Raw genomic sequence first — 19,228 nt, 5'->3', positions numbered from 1 at the left:
TTCGGAATTTGCTCAGGAGACGGAGACCGAATAGTTTTCGAGTCTGATTATTATATATGATACAAATAAGGACGATTCTCACAGGTGTTAGTTGTGAGGATCGTCCTTTTTGTTAAGGAAGTTTAAAGAACATATTAGTAAATATATGAGAGACGAACACGTCATCACAGAAGCTTGTTATTAAACATGATTATTTGGAATCCCAATTACTCATAAATTACTTATGAAGCGTTTCGACTCCAGCCAAAAATAATGACAGTCGTGTGTTAACCAAGTATAATTAAGATGTAATATGGTATATAACACATTGGCAAGATCGCAGTTACCGCACCATAGGAGGTCGATCATGATGGCAAACTCAAGTAAGAATGAAAGGCGTTATTTCACCTGTCTACTAAAGGGATTTACTGTTGCTTTGATGACTCTGTTAATTATTTTCGGAATTAATTTGTTTAATCGGGATAATTCTGAAAATGACCATCACTTTTCTTTATTTCGGTCGACCCAAGTATCGGCTGATGTAAATGAAGTGAAATATGTGCTGCACGGCGTCGACCTTTATGGCGATCCGATTGATGTCCCATTTAATAATCAAGAAATCACGGTACGTTCAACTGACAAATATTTCGATACCTATTTTGACGCTTCAAAATATCTAAAGATGTCTTTTGATAATGGCAGATACACTTTTCGAGGGTTTTACAATGATCAAAAAACGGACATTGGGAAAATGTATTTCCGGGATCAAAAAGACACAACCATGAATTTTACTTTTGTCGATGTTAATTGGCCAAAAAGACTGGCAGATGTTTCCGTCACTAATGTCTATTTTGTCTTTGAAGATCATCAGTCGACAAAACCTAATAAAATTACGTTGACTCCTGATGCTCAAAACAAAGAAAGTGACAAAGTTAAGATATTTTACACTGACATCTATGGTAAGCAATTAAAAGAATCCAAGACTTACCTAAATGCTGATCTGCCCAAACGAGATCCGAACTTCCCAACGACAATTGGTAATTATAAATTTACGGCATTGGTCATGCGAAAGCCTAAAAGCGATGGAACATACGTGTTCTCAGCTGACAAACTGTTTGCCGGGCTGCGGGCTGACGTGCCAGTTAACGATATTACCTACCAACATATTTATCCGTTGGACGTTTTAACTTATTATGGAACTGTTTTGACAAATCTTGATCCAGGCTCGACCAACACTTATGTCTATGAAAAGTTTGCCAACACATTGACGATTCGATACCTTGATGAAAACGGTCAACCAATCGCTTCCCAAAAAGATCAAACAAAGACAATTCCTGCCAACGAAAGCTATAACGAAACTGCTCCGGATATTGCCGGTTATACTTTAATCAGTGATAAGAATTTGACGGGCAAGCTCAGCCAGGATACGACAATTACTTTCAAATATAAGAAGAGTAATGTCACCCCGCCAAATCCGGGACCTGGCCCGACACCAGATGTAAAGCCTGATGTAAAGCCAACCGTACCGGTATTTCCTACTCGTCCAACAATGCCTGATGGAACCCAGCTGCCTAACTATGCTGGCGCAAAAGGCGGTGTGGTCTATTCACTGAATAAGATTTATCTGTATAAACACGCTAATTTTAAAAAGTCTCAACGGATTGCTGCGTATACCAAGAAGCCCCGGATTAATCGACCAATGTTTGTTGTCCTCAATTACGCCAAGGATAGCCAAGGAAAGTTGCGTTACATCGTGAAAGATGTTAACCATCATTCAAAGACTTCCGGCATGAAGGGGTATCTCACAGCCTCATGGCGTTTTGTCCGTCCAGTTTACTATCAAAGTAATCACAAAAAGGTAACGGTGATTAACCCAACCGGCGTCAATGAATATACCAACAAGAATTTGACCGGCAAGGTTAGAAACCTCAAGCAGGGAACAACCTTGAAAGTGATCGGATTTGTGCATCATAACCTGACCACTCGTTACCAATTAGCGAATGGAAACTATGTTACTGGTAACCGAAAGTTGGTGATTAGCGGTGAAACCAAACAGCCACAAAAGATTAAAGTAAAGAAAGTCATCTACCGTTATAATAATGCCGATTTCAGCAAGCGAAACAAACTCATCAAGAAAGGATCAATTCTAAAAGTAAAATCTTGGACCTACTCTGATCGATATTCTGCGAAGAAGCATGGAACAATGCGTTACCATGTTCCAGGTGGTTATGTGACTGCCAACAGCAAATATGTAAATGTATATTATTAATATTAAATAAAGCACCAACTTTAGATGACATTCTAGGGTTGGTGTTTTATTTGATGGGACATATTTATTGGGGACATTTTCACAAGCAATAAATCAATAAAGCGCTTACATCCATGCTATCATCTTAATGAGTAGATAGTCATATTTGAGGAGGGCAGTGTCATGAAAGTCACTAAATGGATATTAGGAACTATTGTATCGCTGATTTCACTCGTATTCTTTTCGTTTGCTTCTTTAAATACCAACTTAAACACCGGCAACAATTTTACTTGCATTGTCGTTAAAGCCGACGCAACTGATCAACAGGCCATTAATGAAATCATGCCGAATCAAAAGCTTCAGGAATTGGTTTTACTCAATATGAAGAGCCAAAATATTGTGCGACCTGATTTTAAGATGAGCGATTTTACCGCTGACACTTTTAAAACCGACCTCGGGAAATTGACAAGCCTGAGTTGGCCGATTGGCACCTATGATGAAAATGTTGCCACCCAATTGATCGATGGGGGTAACGGCGCAATTGGACCTGCAAGTGTTAATCCAGGGAATTATTCGCTTACAGGAATCGAGTATGCAAAAAACCTAACGAATCTCAAACTTGCAACAGATTTGAACTATGGTCCAGAATTCTTCCATGGAGATATTGTTGATATATCGCCGCTGAAAAGTTTAACAAAATTAACTTATATTGACTTGAGTGGGAACCGAATCTCCGATATTTCACCAATTGCCAAGTTACCAGATGTCAAAACACTTTATATTAACGTCAATTGCATCTCCAACCTGAATGTTCTTGACGCTGATCAATACACAAATGGGTTCAATTATTTGGATCAAACGGTCATTTTTCCAGTTCAAAACCTTCATACCAACTCTTATACATGGAAAGCACCGTTCGTGAATGCGTTGCCAAAGAATGTTAAAGCTTCAGACATTAAATCATATCAGCCATACCAACGGGACGCATTGGAACTATCTGGTGCAGGTTTTGGCATTCCACTGGATGCAAATAGTCCTTATCAAGGCATACAGGTTTTCAGAAACGGTACCGTGAAAGGAACCCAGAAAATTGTTGGGGATGATTTTGAGTATCAAGGCTTATCTGATCAAATCATGCCAGGTATTGATACCACTAATCCATGGGGTGGTTCTGCCAAAGTGGTTCAAAACCCCTATACCTATTACATGATTGCCAACTACGTTTATCCAGATATGCGAGATGTTGTGGTATTACGATATCTGATGCCATACACAATCACCCCACAAACTGCTCAGCCGGTGACCGTTCAATACGTTGATGAGCAGGGCAATTCAATTCATGCAGCCCAGACAATTACCGGTAACATTGACCAGGCATTCGACTTGTCGACTAATCAATATAAATTAAATATTGCCGGATATACATTTAAGAAGTACGATCCGGCACAGACTGGCAAGATCAGCGATACTGCCCAGACATTCAAGCTGGTTTACACAAAGAACGGTAATCCGGTTAATCCGGTAAATCCCAACACGCCAAATCCACCGGCTACTCCAACACCGACAGTACCGGTATTTCCAACTCGTCCAACACTTCCAGATGGAACACAATTGCCAAACTACGCCCAGGTTAAGAATGGCGTCGTCTATTCACTCAAGAAGATTTACATTTATAAACACGCTGATTTCAAAAAGTCTCAGCGAATTGCGATGTACGTGAAGAAGCCAAGAATTAATCGGCCGATGTTTGTGGTCCTGGATTATCAACGGTCCAAGGGTGGCGCGCTGAGGTATAAAGTTCGTGACGTCAACCATCACAGCAAACATGCAGCGAAGGTTGGCTACATCACTGCCAACCAGAAGTATGTTCGTCCAGTCTATTATAGGGCACAGCCAAAGACCGTCACGGTGATTAGTGCCAATGGTGTTAATGAATATAACGAAAAACATTTGGGAACAAAGATTAAAAACTTCAAACAGGGAACTGTCTTGAAAGTCAACTCAATTGTGAAGCATAATTTGACAACCCGTTACATGCTAGGCAACGGCAACTTTATCACTGCCAATCGAAAGCTTGTGATCAGTGGCAGTCAGAAACAACCGAAACGAGTGGTCGTTAAAAAAGCGATTAATCGGTACACCACTGTCAATACCACTAAGAAGAATGGTCATTACAAGAAGGGAACTAAGATTAGTATCAGGGCTTATGATTACAGCCACAAGTATGATAATACCAAGTCCGGCACCAAGCGGTTCCAGGTTAAGGGTGGTTACATTACCGCCAATCCTAAATTCGTAAAACTGTCCTATTAGTCAAATAAGCACCAACCTCACATGATTGAGGTTGGTGCTTTATTTTGTATTTCAACCAAACCTTTACGCTCCTTTTACCTGAACTTTACAAGCGGGTTCTATGATGTACCCGTAACATATTAAAGGGTAATTGGAGGAAACAATCTTGAAAAAGCAAATTGCGTTAATTGCTATTACTTTAGGTTTATTTTCCGTTGGAGCACCCGTTGCATCCCATTATGCTGCACCGACCGCGATTGCAGCCACCCAAACAACCAAAGAAACGGTTGTACCGGGCTCACAGATCAAGCTGGAAGGCGCAGTTAATGTCCGTGATTTAGGTGGCTACAAAACCGAATCCGGTAAAGTCATTAAGCCCAACATGCTGGTTCGCTCAGCCAAGCTGAATACACTGACCGCAAATGATGAAGCCATTTTAACAAAACAACATCGCGTGGCCGTGGATGTTGATTTACGAACACCGGCTGAAATGAAAGAGGCCCCTGATAAGAAGATGGCTGGGGTCAAATATGTGAAGGATCCGGTTGTCTCGGATGCAGAAGATAAGCAAAACTACAAGATTGCCGATGGCCAAACTGGGATGATCGACTATTACAAGTACTTTGTCGACACAGCTCAAGGCCGTCAGGCATACAAAACTCTATTTCATGAATTGTTAACCGTACCAAGTAATGAAGCTGTGTTATGGCATTGTAGTGCCGGTAAGGATCGAGCAGGATTTGGTACCGCGCTGATTATGACTGCTCTCGGCGTTAACAAGTCTACCATCTACAAAGATTACTTACTATCCAACAAATACCGTAAAGCAACCAATGACCAGGCACTTGCCGAACTAAAAAAGAAGGGTGCCAGCAAAGCCACGATTAAGAAGGATTACTATGGATTGATTGTTGAAAAAGCTTATTTGGACGAAGCATATAAAGAAGCCGAAACTCATTACGGCTCAATGAAAGGGTTCCTTGAAAAAGGCCTCGGATTAAGCCAAGCTGATTTAACCAAATTGCAAAATAAATATTTGGAGAAATAAAGATATTTACAAATGATGAAATAGACGGTGCCTCGTCGATTACAATTCGACGAAGTGCCGTCTTTTTTCTTTCAATCAGTAATTATGATTTTTTCGCTGAACCATCGACAAATTGAACGGTTGTCTGAACATCTTCATCGGCAGCTAATTTGTCAGCAGTTTTTTTAATTTTCGACCTGCTGGATTCACCTGTTTTAGATAGGTCAATCATCACCAGCTGTTTAGCGCTGTCGTCTTTATCCTTCACCTTACCAACATATATGTCTGAAATTTCCTTTGGATATCGTTTGGTCAGATCAGTTTGAATGTGTTTTAACACTTTACTGTTACGACTTGTCCCAGTATCGATGCTGGTACCGGTTGAGTTCACGTTCTCCTGGATGGCATCAGTGTCACCGGTCTGTTTGATATAACTTTGAAATTCCTTTGGCGTGATGTAATTACCTTTGGTTAATTGCTTGAGCTCAAGTTGGTAGCCATCAAGATGATAGTCTTTCAATGATTTTGTAAGGTCTTTAACCTGTTCTTCGCTGAGCCGTTTGCCAATCACCGACAGCTCGATTTGTTTCCCAGAAACCGATTGCTTCGTAATGTACTGGTCGTTTAATTTCGCTTCAATAAATTGGGATAGTTGGGTATTGATGTATGAGTTATGCACGATTGAATATGCAGAAATTGAACTGGGAATGACTATGATGATCGAGATGAGTAAGAGCACGATCTGCTGGCGGACCGGCACATTGAGCTTTTCGCCACTGCGAACGCGGAAGAAAATTGTGCCAATGGCCGTTGCCAACGCGATGAAGAAGGCGTTGATCAAAAACAGGTAGCCGGCACCGACAATGAAGGTTGTGTTCAAATGGCTGATGCCATAGCCAACGGTACAAAGTGGCGGCATCAAGGCAGTGGCGATGGCAACTCCGGGCACAATGTTGCCACCGTCTTTTTTGGCGGAACTGATGATTCCGGCAAAGCCACCAACCAACGCAATCAAGACGTCCCAAAGCGTTGGCTCGGTTCTTGCGAGAAGTTGTGCGCTGGTGGCGTTTAAAGGTGAGATGAAGAAATAAAGAGTCGCCCCAACAATCGCAATCGTCACCTGGATGAACAGCAGACGCAGGGATTGGATCAATATTTTGGAATTACTATTGCCCAGACCATAACCAATCCCGACAACCGGTGCCATCAACGGCGAGATCAGCATGGCACCAATGACAATCGGCGCAGAATCCACGTTTAGCCCGATACAAGCAATGATGATCGCACAGAATAAGATTGCCTGAGTCGACCAAGTGAAGTTCAATCCATTTCTAATATTTTGATTTAAAGTTGGCATTGAGATTTGCTGCATTATAATCACCCGCTTCAGTTAGTATGCTGATTTTAGAATATCATAAAGCCGAAATGTTTTAATCTTTGACGCTCGAGGCAGACAGTCGGCCATAATTTTCGTATACTAGAAGGTGTGATTATTCGAAAAAAGAGGACTGACGAAATGACGCCCCAAGAACTTCTAAAAACTAAATTTGGATACGACAGCTTTCGCCCGGGACAGCAAGCTGTTATCGACGACATTATGGCACACAAGAATGTCTTAACCATCATGCCGACTGGTGGTGGGAAATCCCTGTGTTATCAGATCCCGGCAATGCTGGAGGAAGGTTTGACACTGGTTGTTTCACCTCTGATTGCCTTAATGAAGGATCAAGTCGATGGCTTAAATGAAAATGGTATCCCGGCGACCTTTATCAACAGTAGTCTGGACTTTGACGAAATCGATGATCGGTTCGTCCAGGCCCGCAATGGCGATGTTAAATTATTGTACGTGTCTCCAGAACGCCTGGATTCTGGTGCTTTCTCCCGACTAGCCGGTTTACCGATTGATTTGGTAGCTGTCGATGAAGCTCACTGTATTTCCCAATGGGGCCACGACTTTCGACCAAGTTATTTGGCATTGACCGAACGACTCCATGAATTACCGTCAAATCCGACAATCGTTGCGCTGACGGCAACGGCTACACCACAAGTCGCCGATGACATTAAACAGCGACTGCATATTAATGAAGAGGTCAAGACCGGCTTTGAGCGGGATAACTTGGCCTTCAAGGTGATCAAAGGGCAGGATAGTGACAAGTATTTGCTTGATTATTTGAAACTGAATTCAAGTGAATCCGGCATCATCTATGCCAGCACGCGAAAAGAAGTTGAACGGCTGACCAAGCTTCTCAAAAAGCACGAGTTTTCCGTAACAATGTATCATGGTGGCATGAGAAAGGAACAACGCCGCGAGAATCAGGATGATTTTCTATATGATCGGGCATTGATCATGGTTGCCACCAATGCATTTGGAATGGGAATCGATAAGAGTAATGTCCGTTTTGTGATCCATGATTCGGTTCCCGGCAGCTTGGAAGAATACTATCAAGAAGCTGGCAGGGCTGGTCGTGATGGACTTCCCAGCGAAGCGATTCTCCTGTTCAAATTACGGGATGTTCAGACCCAGCACTTCTTCATTGATCAGTCCGAACGGGATGATGAAAGTAAGCGGCGGGCTTACAAGAAGCTCCAGATCATGACTCAGTATGCCAATACTCAGCAATGTCTCCAACAGTTTATCCTGCAGTATTTTGGGGATGAAGGCCCAACTTGTGGGCGATGCAGTAACTGCCTGGATACCAGAGAATCGCAGGACATCACCGTTGATACTCAAAAAGTATTGTCGTGTGTTCTGCGGATGAAGGAACGCTTTGGTAAGAGCCTGGTTGCCCAAGTATTGACTGGATCAAAAGTTCAGAAAATCAGGCAGTTTCACTTTGACGACCTTTCAACTTATGGGATTATGAAAGGCATGCATCAAAAAGATGTCGTTGGTCTGATTGATTATTTGACCGCAACCGGATATTTAACAGCCAGCGGTGGTCAATTCCCAGTGCTCAAAGTAACGGCTTTGGGTGCCGATGTTCTCCAAGGAAAAGAAAAAGTTTCCCGGAAGATTTCCATTAAGGCCACTAAAGCATTATCTGAAAATGATGATTTGTTCGAAGCTTTGCGTCAATTACGACGAGAGCTGGCCGAGAAGCAGGGTGTTCCGCCATTTGTGATTTTCTCTGATAAGACCTTGCATGAAATGAGCGCTGTGATGCCAACCAATGATTCTCAGATGCTGGATGTGAAAGGTGTCGGGGAAAACAAGCTGGATAAGTATGGTGAGCAGTTCCTGGATGTGATTTCAAATTATCAGGAGCAGCAAAAAACTGAAGTTAAAGCGTAATTAAAGTTGAATACACAAAAAGTTCGTCATCTCAAATTGGGATGGCGAACTTTTTATAAATCGAAAATATCTTTGATTGCATCAAGTGATCTAACTTTAATGTTGTTTGGAATATGGTCAACAATTTCACCATTACGGGCACAGAAGTCATAGCCAAGTAAATTAGTTAATATAGCGTATCCGTGAATGTTGTTAGAGCTAATTTTTAAAGATGCTGGGAAGTGATTGGGGATCCTTGATGTAATAGGAAACCCGACAACCATTCCAGTTCGATGATTGTACTTATCAGAACTGACAACCAACATGGGTCTGCGAATGTTGTGATTTTTTGAATCATGCCCACCATATTCATGTCCAGCATGCGGTTCAGCATCGATCCAAATCAAGTCTCCTTGATCCGGATATTGAATATTACCAGACATCTTCTTTACCCACAGCTTTCCCATTATCTTGAATGTCCATTTCTTTTAGTGCTTTTTTAAAGTCATAGTTTGGATTTTCATCAAAGATATTATGATGTACTGGTACAAATGAAATAACACCATTTTCATCCTTTACTGGTGTATATTCAACATTCTCATCAATTTTGAATTCTGAAGGAATTGTTATGACTAATGAATTACCTTGTTTACGAGTTTTTACATTCATAAATATCACCACCTAATGTAATTATATATGTGATTACATAGATGTCAATAAATGGCACTAAAACATTCTTATCTGTTGACGTTCCCCCAAATCATTCAAGCACCATTCCCAATTTTTCCTTGAATTAGTGTTATAAATAAAGTTGAAAACTAGGGGGGATATTATGGCTGACAACGCTGAAAATAAGGGGAAAAGTTATTCAATTATTGCGGTCTTGGGGATGTTTTCATTTCTGACCGCCTTGGCTGGATCGAGTACGAACCTGGCGATTCCAAAAATTGCGATTGATATGGATATTTCCAGTAGTATGGCGACTTGGATTGTGCAAATCGGCTTGATTACCACCGCCATTTTGCTGGTGGTGTTTGGCCACATTGGGGACATCTTGTCTAAAAACGTGGTCTTCTTGGATGGTGGTGTGACGTTCGTGGTTGGATCGGCGATTACCGGTTTTGCGCCAGCATATGCGATTATTTTATTTGGTCGGGTGATTGAAGCGATTGGTTCTGCCATGATTATGGCAAACTCGATGGGAATTGTGACGCAGTATTTTCCTGACAAACGACGGGCCGAAGCGCTGGCGGTTATTTCGATGTTTATCTCTGTCGGCTCAATCTCCGGTCCTGGGATTGGCGGCCTGATTATATCCGCATCTAGCTGGCGATGGATTTACTGGATTAACGTTCCTTTAGGCATTGTGATTCTTTGGTTGGGGTTCAAATTTCTGCCGGTTCCCAAAGAATCATGGGCACGGGTCCGCGAAGTAACCAAAGGTGCCAACTGGACTGGCCAGAACCTGTTCACTCTTGGCATTATTATCTTCTTCTTGAGTGGTTCGTTCTTCCAAAGCGGCCGTTCCGGGCTGTTAATGGGGTTAGCGTTCTTTATCGGTGGTGGTGCGATTTCACTTTTGGCCTTTGTCCAAGATAAAAAATCCAATCTACCATGGATTGCGCCAGAAGTGATTGGTAATCTGGGCTTTGTGACCTCCGTTACCGCACTGGCTCTGGTGATGCTGGTCAATGCCGTTTCAAATATTTTACTGCCATTTTATTTTCAAAGTTATAATGGCATGACTGCGTTTTACAGTGGCTTAATTATCATGCTTCAGTCGGTGACCATGCTTTGCACGACACCATTTGCGGGGATCTTGGCTGATCGAATTAATTGTGAATTGATGACAGTGGTTGGATTGCTGATTTTGATGGTTTCCCAGGTTGGCTACGCATTCTTCCCGAATGGACTTGATATGTGGAAGATTATTCCACCAATTGTGTTAAATGGTATTGGTATGGCGATCTTCCTGTCACCAAACAATGCTTTAACCATGGGACTGGTTGACAAAAAGTTATCTGGGATTGCCGGCTCGCTGAATTCATTTGCCCGGACATTGGGGATGACGATCGGAATCAGTTTTGGTTCATCATTGCTGTTCTTCCAGCTTCCTGGAATTAAACGGGTCTCGCCGACAGTCGGTATCAGGTTCATGCATGCTTTTGCAAATGTTTTCTGGGCTGCAACCGTGATTTCCGCCTTGGCTTTGGTTTTGGTGCTGGTTCGTTACTTGGATTCAAAAAGGAAGACCGGTAAATCGGCTGAAAAAGAGTCAGCTTAGTTCAAAGTAAGGAAGTCTTTTAAGTGGCACATAGACGAATTAAAACACTTAATTTTCTCAGCGTCTTTCTTCTCGGTGTCGATGGGATTGTCGGCTCCGGGATTTTTCTGATGCCCAGTCGGGTGTACGCCAAAATTGGTGACTTGAGTGCAGTGGTAATGCCATTGGCCGGGGTTTCAATTCTGATGATTGCGCTGTGTTTCGCCAATTTGGCCAGCAAGATTCCTGGCGACGGGGGTGCGTGGTTGTACACGTACACAGCGTTTGGTAAATTTGCCGGCTTTGAAATCGGCATCTTTACCTGGCTTTTGGGCATTGTAACCATGGCGACTGAAATATCAGCCTTCGTCACCGGTCTTCGAAGCGTTATTCCCAGCCTGAATCAGCATGCATATTATCTGGCAACGACGCTGGGGATCCTGGCGGTGCTGACGATTTTAAATTTATTTGGTTCTGGCTTCATGGACTGGGTTGATAACATCTCAACGGTTGCCAAAATCAGCGTGCTGGTTATATTTGTGGCATTGGCGTTATTCTTCATTCACCCCGCGAATTTTGGTCATGTGACGGATGCCGGATCCGCTGGTTCATCATTGTTTGGCCGGTTTAATCAGGGATTTGGAATGGTCTTTTATATGTTTACCGGCTTTTCATTTCTACCGATTGCGGCTTCTAAGATGGACAATCCTGAGAAAACGCTGCCCAAAGCGCTGATCAGTGTGTTGCTGACATCGGCCACCTTGTATATGGTGGTCCAGCTGGCCGCAATTGGTGTGTCCGGGAGTAGCTTGGCGAATGACAATGTACCGATTGCCGCTTCGTTCTACCATATTGCCGGCACGATTGGCTATGATCTTGCGTTGGTGGGGATGCTCATTTCCATTCTGGGAGTGGCTTTGTCAGTATCTTTTTCTACTCCAACAATTGCCAGTTCGCTCGCCACGGAACATCAGCTGTTACCACATGTTTTGGGTAAGCAGAATCAGCGTGGCGTTCCAATGGTCTCGCTATTGTTATCATGTGGGATTTGTGCGTTGATGCTCTTTTCCGGGAACTACCTGTTCTTGGCATCCTGCATCGTCTTTACCTCGTTTGTTCAATATGTGCCAACCATTTTGGCGGCAATTAAACTGCGAAATCACAGTAAATTACCGCAAGGATTTCGGTTGCCAGGGGGTAATTTGATCCCCATCATTGCGCTGTTAGTGACGATGTATCTGATTTTCAGCTTCTCATGGGAATTGATTATTGCTGGGGTCGTTGTCTTTGCACTCAGTGGCGTTTGGTACTTCTACGACGACCGAGATCGTCAGGCAAAGGGACTTCGACGAGATATCGCCGAGAAGGACAAGCCGTTTTAAATTAAATATTTTTGAGAAATCAAAAGGTCTGATACAGTGTGAAAATGTATCAGACCTTATTCAATATTCTAAGCAATTCTTCGCACGGTTCCGTTGGTTTCTTTCAGCCAACCTGGTGCATTCAGCGTTGAGATGCCCACACCACCGGTATCCGATTGACCGTGGTCATGCAGGAATAAATGATCACCCAGATAAATGGCGACATGGGAATTGACTTGACCCTTTGAATTAGTGAAGAAGAAAATATCACCGCGTTTCATATTCTGAAACTTAACCGGCTTACCCATCGCAACCAGGGTGTAGGTCGTCACGCTGTCCATATTGCCCAACGTGATGCCGGCCCTGCCGTAGCAATAACGGACAAAGGACGAGCAATCAAATTTATGGTGCTTAATGTCACTGAGATTTCGGCCGCCACCATAATCATATTTGGATTTGCCGACTAACTTCAGGCCTGCATTGATAGCTGCTTCCACTTTTGGATCGTTGCCGCGAAGCTTGTTGAGGTTTCGAAAATGGACATTTTGGGCACTGATCCAATATTGATGGTGAGATTGTTTGAAGGAGATGTAACCCTCTGACCGCAGGTGGTTCAGATCGGAACGAGTCAAACCAGTGATCTTGTGTGAAAGGTGATTGGCTTTGACTGTCCCAAGGTATTTGGAGCCCCGGGTACCGGCAGGCTTGGAATAGACTTTTGCGTCAGAGTGAATAATCTCCAAGTCGTAAGGGTACTTGTAGGACTCAAAGACTTTATTGGGTGCGATATCTTGTTTGATTGCTGATACTGGTGCAGGCGTGCTGTCCGGACTGAGAGCAGCTTTGACGAATAGTGCTGCAATTAAGAAGACGAAAACGATTGTTCCAGTTATAATGAACAATTTGCGATGTTTATGTATCATGATTTTACCCCCAAGTGAACATTCATATTTAATTACAGTATTAGCATACATAAATTGAATTGATACCTATGGGTCGCCATCTTATGGTTTCCTTAGCAAAATTTGAAATATTTTCCGCTTTCTTAAAGATTCTGAGTTCTTGACATTTTTTGTGAAAATTGTAGAATAAATGCCAAGTCAAATTAAAAGTATTTTTTACTTTTACTTAAAAGTCGACATTACTTTTATGACTAATTTGGAATTAAAGGAGCAAATTATGAAAACAGAACCGATTAATCGAACAAGTATGTGGAAGTTTAAGTTGTCAGCAGCAACAATGACGCTGATTCCAGCAGCTGTTGGGATCAATTACGTTGCCAAAGCATTGGCGGAAGGATTGAAATTACCCGTCTGGCTGGGATCTTTGGGAACATTTCTCGCCAGCATGTTGGCAGGACCAGTTGCCGGAGCTATCAGTGGTTTCATCAATAACGTCATTTATGGCTTGACCTTATCACCAATTTCCACTGTCTACGCGATTACAAGTATTGGAATAGGTATCGCAGTCGGAATTCTTCACGCAAGAGGCTGGTTCTCATCAGCTAAGAAAGTATTTGTTTCAGCAATTATTATCGCCATTGTTTCAGCAGTTATTTCAACACCGCTCAACGTTATTTTCTGGGGTGGTCAGACCGGGATTGCCTGGGGAGATTCACTCTTTGCCGTCATGGTCGCAAATCATTTGCCTGTCTGGTTGGCTTCATTTACTGATGAATTTGTATTGGATATTTTGGACAAAGTCTGTGTCGCTTACTTGGCGTTCTTCATTTACCGTCAATTACCGCAACGGATGGTCCGATTTTTTAGGGATGATAAATAATGACTGATCAAAGCATGCTCTCGGACGAGTCCGCGGGCAAATCAAAATGGTATAACGCAGTTGATCCAATTACCAAGCTGCTGTTCATCTTGGATATGGCATTGCTGAGCTTTGCTGGCACCAATTTGATAATGGAAGCCGGACTGATTACGGCGGCATTTTTGTTGCTGGTATTTTCAAAAATCAGTTCGACAACCGTCAAGGCGCTCGGCTTCAGCCTGTTCTTGATTTTCACCATGTTGGTTATTCAAGGGTTGTTCTACAGTAAAAATCAGACAGTTCTGTTCTCCGTCCTTGGGATCAATTTCTACAAGGAAGGTCTGATGTACGCCACGACGCTTGGTTCACGGGTTTTGGTGATTATCTTAGCCAGTGGCTTCTTTATGGTGACCACAACGATCTCGGAGAATGCCAAATATTTGGAACAGTCTGGTCTTTCGTATAAGACGGTGTATGTTTTGATGTCAGTATGTTATATCCTGCCAGAAATCATGGGCAACATGCGTAAAATTCAGCAGGCTCAACGGGTGAGGGGCGTTAATCCACAACGGACAATTCTCCAAAAATTAAAATCGGTATTGCCGGTATTAATTCCGTTGGTTATCAAGACGCTCGACCAATCGATGACGCGCTCAATTTCTCTGCAGCTGCGGGGATTTGACAATCCTAAACGAAAAGCGCTGAAAGCTGATACGCATTACCGGTTGGCTGGTATGTGGCACATAGGTTTGACGATGATCGCGGTTGTTTTAATCGGGTGGAAATTATGGACGAAGATAAACGGATTGTTTTAGAGAATCTCAATGTCCGATATTCCGGCATGGAGACGTCTCAACTTAAAAATATTAATATCAACACGCCAATTGGCCAGATCATTGGCATTGTTGGCAACAGCCATTCAGGCAAATCAACGTTGTGCCGAGTCCTGGCGGGAATCATTCCCAAAATTATTTCGGCAACAATCAGCGGCACATACACCATTGCCGGCCGATCACCAATGGACGATTGGACTGCCTTTAATACGTCAACTGGCGTGGTGCTTCAAAATCCAGCTGGTCAACTGAGTGGCCTAGCCGATACAGTTGCCGACGAGCTGGCGTTTGATCTGATTAATCAAGGGACCTCAGCTGACGTTATCAGCAAGCGGGTGGCAAATGTTGCTGCTCAAATGGGATTAACCGACCAACTGCGACAAAAGCCTGAAAGCTTGTCTGGCGGCCAAATGCAGCGGCTGGCCATTGCAACGGCCATCATTACGCAGCCTCAAATTTTGATCATGGATGATCCCACCAGTGAAATGGACCCGGTTGGCCGCCAGCAGTTCTTTCATTGGCTAACGACCGTCAAAGATACCACTGTGTTCATTGTCAGCAGTGAGATTGACGATTTGTGCGAGGTTGCGGATTCAATTTGGATCATGAGTGAAGGTGAACTGGTGTCTCAAGGAAGCCCCCAGGATGTCTTTAATCACTTGTCACCTGAGTGGCAGATACCTACACCAACGGTCTATCAGATGGCCGAAAAGATGAATTGGCGGTTAACAGGAGATGTCTTTCCCGTTGCTGCCGAGGAATTGAAGGAGGCTTTTGATGCCACAAATTGAGCTTCATAACTTACAGTTTGCCTATCCGGAAAAATCGTTTAATTTAAACGTTGAACAACACTTGTTTTCGGACTCGATGACCGCTATCGTTGGCCAGAATGGTGCTGGGAAGTCGACAATCTTTAAACTGTTGACTGGACTTTTGAAGCAGGATGCCGGTAGGATCACGATTGACGGTGTTGTCTTGAATGATTTCAAACCCAGTGAACGGTTGAAAAAGATTGGCATTACCTTTCAAAATCCTGATGATCAGTTGTTCAATGCGACGGTCAAACGAGAAGTCGAATGGAGTCTCTCTCAGGTCAATTCAGATAAGGATCAGAATGCGGCACGTGCCGTCGAAGTTCTTAAAAAGGTTGGGTTGGCGGATAAATCTGATGAGAATCCATATGACTTGTCCCTATCGGAACGAAAGTTGTTGACGATTGCGACCGTCTTGGCAGTCGATCCGGAAATTTACTTGTTCGATGAGCCAATGATGTCATTAGATTGGCCAAGTAAACGGATGGTCACGGATATTTTCCGTGAGCTGTCAGCGACTGGCCATCAAGTGATCACCATTACCCATGATATGGATTGGGTGGCTGAAGAATTCCACTCAGTGACAGTAATGGAACACGGTGAGATCAAATTCAGCGGAACACCAAGGGACTTGTTTGGTGACCGGGAACTACTCCAGCGAGTGGGACTATTGCCACCGAAAATAATGGAATTAGCCGAGATGTTGGGTGATTCCAAGACATATTTATCGCCACAAGATTACCAAAATCAAAATATAGTTCAGTGAAAAGCTGTCAGAACTGGCGGCTTTTTTATCTGGGAGCGAAAAATCCTATTTCCGATAGGATTATTTAGCGGTACACTTAAAAGCATGACTAAACGTTGAAAAGAGATGGTGTCATGCTCACAGAATTTTTGATTGTGTGTCCGTTGGTGTTTCTGGCCGGGTTTGTGGATGCGATTGGCGGTGGTGGCGGGTTGATTTCCCTGCCGGCATATTTGATGGCGGGAATCCCACCCCATTTCGCAGTTGGAACAAACAAACTGTCCTCAGCCATGGGGACGACCATTGCGACTTTGGAGTTTGCTCGGAGTGGATATATTCGGATTAAATTAGCATTTTTTAGCGTTATTGCAGCAATTATCGGCTCGTCTCTGGGGGCCAACTTGGCATTACATATTTCAGAGTATTATTTTCGAATTATCTTGTTGGTCGTACTGCCGCTGACTGCATTGTACTTATTGTTGAATCGGCATGCTTTGAACCCCAAGATGGCGGAATCAAATCAGTTAAGTGCTTCGCAGGTTATTGCCACTTTACTGATTTCCGTGTCTCTTGGTGTCTGGGATGGTTTTTATGGCCCCGGAACCGGGACTTTTCTGATTTTGACATTGGTTGGGATTGCCCATCTGCCACTGAATTTGGCCGCCGGCAACACAAAAGTGATCAACCTGACCACCAACGTGACCGCTTTGGTTGTCTTTTTGATGAATGACAAAGTGATGATTCTATTGGGCTTGACCGCCGGCATCTTCAGTATTATTGGCAATTTCCTGGGTGCATCGTATTATAAGAAGTTTGGCAGTGCAATTGCCCGGCCGATCATTATTGTCGTGTTGGTGATCTTCTTTGCCAAAACGGTTTGGGAATTTCTGGATTGATTTGGATTTGTCATTAAAATTGCGGTATCATTAGATTACCTTGGCAGGGGCACAGAACCACTTATGCTCAAAAGGCCGACAGCTGCGTTTTGCAGTTGTCGGCCTTTTACTTTTGTATTAATCGTCATCATCCATAATAACGGTGTCGTTCAGCTCTTTAGCCTGATAGAAATCAGGGAAGACGTGAGCCGTCTTGATTCCCCAATAATAAAAGACGAGGGAAGCCAGTGAAATCACAACAAAGTCCCATGGGTAATGAATCCAGTTGATACCGTTGAACTGCTCGCTACCCAGGTATGACATGGCGGAAATGAAGATTAGGTACACAATCATCCACATACTTGAGTAGAACGCCTTTCTGGTATTCACAAATTCTGCTTTATATTCGTAATAGAAATAAAATGGTAGTCCGATCAAGATCACGAGGATGACCTCGATCGTTGTTGGCCACATTGCCCAATAAATCGCCAGTGAGGCCAGTACAAAGGATAGGGGTGCCATCCAACCAAGATTCTTTAATCGTACAGGACGCTTGAAATTAGGCGCCATTTTGCGAAAGGCAACTGCTGTGACTGGCCCAGTTAAGTAGGCAATCAAGGTTGAGGTGGAAATAACAGTTGCCAAGGTTGACCATGACCGGAATATGGAGACCATCAGCATGCTCAATACCAAGTTGACGATCATGGCAACCCGTGGAATCCCATACTTTTGGTTGATTTTACCAATAAAGCTGGGGATGTGTTGATTGCTTTCCATGGCGTAAAGGGCCCGTCCGGTTGAAGCGGCGAAGGAAACCCCGGTTCCAACAGGTGAGACAAAAGCGTCCATGTATAACAGAACAGAAAGCCAGCGAATCCCGAGCATGATTGCCAAATCAGCAAAAGGTGAATTGAAATCAAAACCGCTCCAACCGGTTGATGCCAGGGTTGAAGGCTTCATTGCAGTGATGTAGGTACTCTGAAGGAGAATGTAGATAACACCACTAATCAGCAGGGAAATAAAAATTCCCCGACCAATATTTTTTCGTGACTTCTTAATTTCACTCCCCATGTTGATAACGGTCTGGAATGCGTTAAAAGAGAAAATAATTCCGGCAGCCGAAGTGGCAGCGAAAATAGGTGCAGATCCATATGGCATAAACTCATGAATCGAGTGGCCATAGTTTTGTGGGTAGAATCCGGAAATTGTCAGCATGATAATCGTCAATGCTGGAACGCCGATTTTTAAAATTGAAATAAGACTCGTAAAGCTGGTTAGCAGTTTGACTGACCAGAAGTTTAACAGTGTGAACACTAAGATGAACAGAAACACGACCATCAAACCCGAGGTGGTGATGGTACCACCCTTTAAAAACGAGTGGGTCCAATTGGCCCAAGACCACGGCCAGGAACTCATGTATTGAACGGCTGCGACAGCTTCAATTGGGATCAGTGTGATCAGTGAAATCCAGTTGGCCCAAGAAGCAATAAAGCCTAGTAACGGTCCGTGGGAGTATTGCGCATAGCGGCTCATCCCACCAGCTTCAGGGAACATCGCACCGATTTCGACATAATCATAAGCAATTGCAGCAATCACAATACCACCAATAACCCAGGAAATAATTGCTGCAGGGCCGGCAATCTTAGTTGCTTCCCAAGAACCAAAAAGCCACCCGGAACCAATTAATGATCCCAGTGTCAGCATGACGAGTTGAAAAAGTCCAATCTTTGTTGTGTTTTTTGAATCCATGTATACCTCCTG

General features: G+C 43.4%; 16 protein-coding genes. 11 read left to right on the top strand and 5 right to left on the bottom strand.

All coding sequences use genetic code 11. The features are described 5' to 3' along the window. Nucleotides 1-346 precede the first annotated feature (346 nt). From FD17_RS02650 to FD17_RS02640, 3 genes are all read left to right on the top strand, one after another. Nucleotides 347-2,248, top strand: coding sequence for a DUF5776 domain-containing protein (locus tag FD17_RS02650; protein ID WP_057823379.1), 1,902 nt, complete (start codon nt 347-349; stop codon nt 2,246-2,248). Nucleotides 2,249-2,410: 162 nt separating this feature from the next. Next, complete coding sequence (locus tag FD17_RS02645; RefSeq protein ID WP_057823378.1) at nt 2,411-4,540, top strand: DUF5776 domain-containing protein; 2,130 nt, start codon at nt 2,411-2,413, stop codon at nt 4,538-4,540. Between the two features lie 145 nt (nt 4,541-4,685). Further along, nucleotides 4,686-5,567: a tyrosine-protein phosphatase gene (locus FD17_RS02640; protein ID WP_235803157.1), complete on the top strand. Its 882-nt coding sequence runs from the start codon at nt 4,686-4,688 to the stop codon at nt 5,565-5,567. 82 nt (nt 5,568-5,649) lie between these two features. On the opposite strand, the gene FD17_RS02635 is transcribed toward FD17_RS02640, so the two are convergent. Beyond that, complete coding sequence (locus tag FD17_RS02635; RefSeq protein ID WP_057823377.1) at nt 5,650-6,918, bottom strand: DUF389 domain-containing protein; 1,269 nt, start codon at nt 6,916-6,918, stop codon at nt 5,650-5,652. A 144-nt stretch (nt 6,919-7,062) separates the two neighbouring features. Between FD17_RS02635 and recQ the strand changes: the two genes are divergently transcribed. Next, nucleotides 7,063-8,838, top strand: coding sequence for a DNA helicase RecQ (gene recQ, locus FD17_RS02630; RefSeq protein WP_057823375.1), 1,776 nt, complete (start codon nt 7,063-7,065; stop codon nt 8,836-8,838). A 53-nt stretch (nt 8,839-8,891) separates the two neighbouring features. Here recQ and FD17_RS02625 read toward each other — a convergent pair whose 3' ends face one another. Together FD17_RS02625 and mazE are read right to left on the bottom strand one after the other, a co-directional pair. Beyond that, entirely contained in the window at nt 8,892-9,260 is a 369-nt protein-coding gene (locus FD17_RS02625; RefSeq protein WP_057823373.1) for a type II toxin-antitoxin system PemK/MazF family toxin, read from the bottom strand. Beyond that, nucleotides 9,250-9,486: a type II toxin-antitoxin system PemI/MazE family antitoxin gene (gene mazE, locus FD17_RS02620; RefSeq protein WP_057823371.1), complete on the bottom strand. Its 237-nt coding sequence runs from the start codon at nt 9,484-9,486 to the stop codon at nt 9,250-9,252. Before mazE ends, FD17_RS02625 begins: the two co-directional genes overlap by 11 nt. A 163-nt stretch (nt 9,487-9,649) precedes the next feature. Between mazE and FD17_RS02615 the strand changes: the two genes are divergently transcribed. Further along, nucleotides 9,650-11,101, top strand: a complete 1,452-nt coding sequence (locus FD17_RS02615) for an MFS transporter (protein ID WP_057823368.1) — start codon at nt 9,650-9,652, stop codon at nt 11,099-11,101. A gap of 23 nt (nt 11,102-11,124) precedes the next feature. Next, nucleotides 11,125-12,462, top strand: a complete 1,338-nt coding sequence (locus FD17_RS02610; protein WP_057823367.1) for an APC family permease — start codon at nt 11,125-11,127, stop codon at nt 12,460-12,462. A 68-nt stretch (nt 12,463-12,530) separates the two neighbouring features. Here the strand turns inward: FD17_RS02610 and FD17_RS02605 are convergent, their stop codons facing one another. Next, nucleotides 12,531-13,364, bottom strand: a complete 834-nt coding sequence (locus FD17_RS02605) for a C40 family peptidase (RefSeq protein ID WP_057823364.1) — start codon at nt 13,362-13,364, stop codon at nt 12,531-12,533. A 256-nt stretch (nt 13,365-13,620) separates the two neighbouring features. Between FD17_RS02605 and FD17_RS02600 the strand changes: the two genes are divergently transcribed. From FD17_RS02600 to FD17_RS02580, 5 genes are all read left to right on the top strand, one after another. Then, complete coding sequence (locus tag FD17_RS02600; protein ID WP_057823363.1) at nt 13,621-14,223, top strand: hypothetical protein; 603 nt, start codon at nt 13,621-13,623, stop codon at nt 14,221-14,223. Beyond that, entirely contained in the window at nt 14,223-15,017 is a 795-nt protein-coding gene (locus tag FD17_RS02595) for an energy-coupling factor transporter transmembrane component T (protein WP_057823361.1), read from the top strand. The genes FD17_RS02600 and FD17_RS02595 overlap by 1 nt, the downstream gene beginning before the upstream one ends. Then, nucleotides 14,990-15,826, top strand: coding sequence for an ABC transporter ATP-binding protein (locus FD17_RS02590; protein ID WP_057823359.1), 837 nt, complete (start codon nt 14,990-14,992; stop codon nt 15,824-15,826). Before FD17_RS02595 ends, FD17_RS02590 begins: the two co-directional genes overlap by 28 nt. Beyond that, complete coding sequence (locus FD17_RS02585; protein ID WP_057823357.1) at nt 15,813-16,613, top strand: energy-coupling factor ABC transporter ATP-binding protein; 801 nt, start codon at nt 15,813-15,815, stop codon at nt 16,611-16,613. Before FD17_RS02590 ends, FD17_RS02585 begins: the two co-directional genes overlap by 14 nt. Before the next feature lie 113 nt (nt 16,614-16,726). Beyond that, the gene (locus tag FD17_RS02580) at nt 16,727-17,488 is read left to right on the top strand and encodes a sulfite exporter TauE/SafE family protein (RefSeq protein ID WP_057823355.1); all 762 of its coding nucleotides are present in this window, start codon (nt 16,727-16,729) and stop codon (nt 17,486-17,488) included. Nucleotides 17,489-17,605: 117 nt separating this feature from the next. Here FD17_RS02580 and FD17_RS02575 read toward each other — a convergent pair whose 3' ends face one another. Next, entirely contained in the window at nt 17,606-19,216 is a 1,611-nt protein-coding gene (locus FD17_RS02575) for an APC family permease (protein ID WP_057823354.1), read from the bottom strand. Nucleotides 19,217-19,228: the final 12 nt, after the last annotated feature.

This window comes from Lentilactobacillus sunkii DSM 19904, assembly GCF_001435575.1.
Lineage (GTDB): Bacteria > Bacillota > Bacilli > Lactobacillales > Lactobacillaceae > Lentilactobacillus > Lentilactobacillus sunkii.
This window is presented reverse-complemented; position numbering and strand designations above follow the sequence as displayed.

Excerpts from the sequence above, each read along its gene's own strand:
- FD17_RS02580 (WP_057823355.1), top strand. The coding sequence starts at position 16,727 with ATGCTCACAGAATTTTTGATTGTGTGTCCGTTGGTGTTTCTGGCCGGG.
- FD17_RS02600 (WP_057823363.1), top strand. The coding sequence starts at position 13,621 with ATGAAAACAGAACCGATTAATCGAACAAGTATGTGGAAGTTTAAGTTG.
- FD17_RS02585 (WP_057823357.1), top strand. The coding sequence starts at position 15,813 with ATGCCACAAATTGAGCTTCATAACTTACAGTTTGCCTATCCGGAAAAA.
- recQ (WP_057823375.1), top strand. The coding sequence starts at position 7,063 with ATGACGCCCCAAGAACTTCTAAAAACTAAATTTGGATACGACAGCTTT.
- FD17_RS02645 (WP_057823378.1), top strand. The coding sequence starts at position 2,411 with ATGAAAGTCACTAAATGGATATTAGGAACTATTGTATCGCTGATTTCA.
- FD17_RS02615 (WP_057823368.1), top strand. The coding sequence starts at position 9,650 with ATGGCTGACAACGCTGAAAATAAGGGGAAAAGTTATTCAATTATTGCG.
- FD17_RS02625 (WP_057823373.1), bottom strand. The coding sequence starts at position 9,260 with ATGTCTGGTAATATTCAATATCCGGATCAAGGAGACTTGATTTGGATC.
- FD17_RS02635 (WP_057823377.1), bottom strand. The coding sequence starts at position 6,918 with ATGCAGCAAATCTCAATGCCAACTTTAAATCAAAATATTAGAAATGGA.
- FD17_RS02605 (WP_057823364.1), bottom strand. The coding sequence starts at position 13,364 with ATGATACATAAACATCGCAAATTGTTCATTATAACTGGAACAATCGTT.
- FD17_RS02595 (WP_057823361.1), top strand. The coding sequence starts at position 14,223 with ATGACTGATCAAAGCATGCTCTCGGACGAGTCCGCGGGCAAATCAAAA.
- FD17_RS02590 (WP_057823359.1), top strand. The coding sequence starts at position 14,990 with ATGGACGAAGATAAACGGATTGTTTTAGAGAATCTCAATGTCCGATAT.
- FD17_RS02650 (WP_057823379.1), top strand. The coding sequence starts at position 347 with ATGATGGCAAACTCAAGTAAGAATGAAAGGCGTTATTTCACCTGTCTA.
- mazE (WP_057823371.1), bottom strand. The coding sequence starts at position 9,486 with ATGAATGTAAAAACTCGTAAACAAGGTAATTCATTAGTCATAACAATT.
- FD17_RS02575 (WP_057823354.1), bottom strand. The coding sequence starts at position 19,216 with ATGGATTCAAAAAACACAACAAAGATTGGACTTTTTCAACTCGTCATG.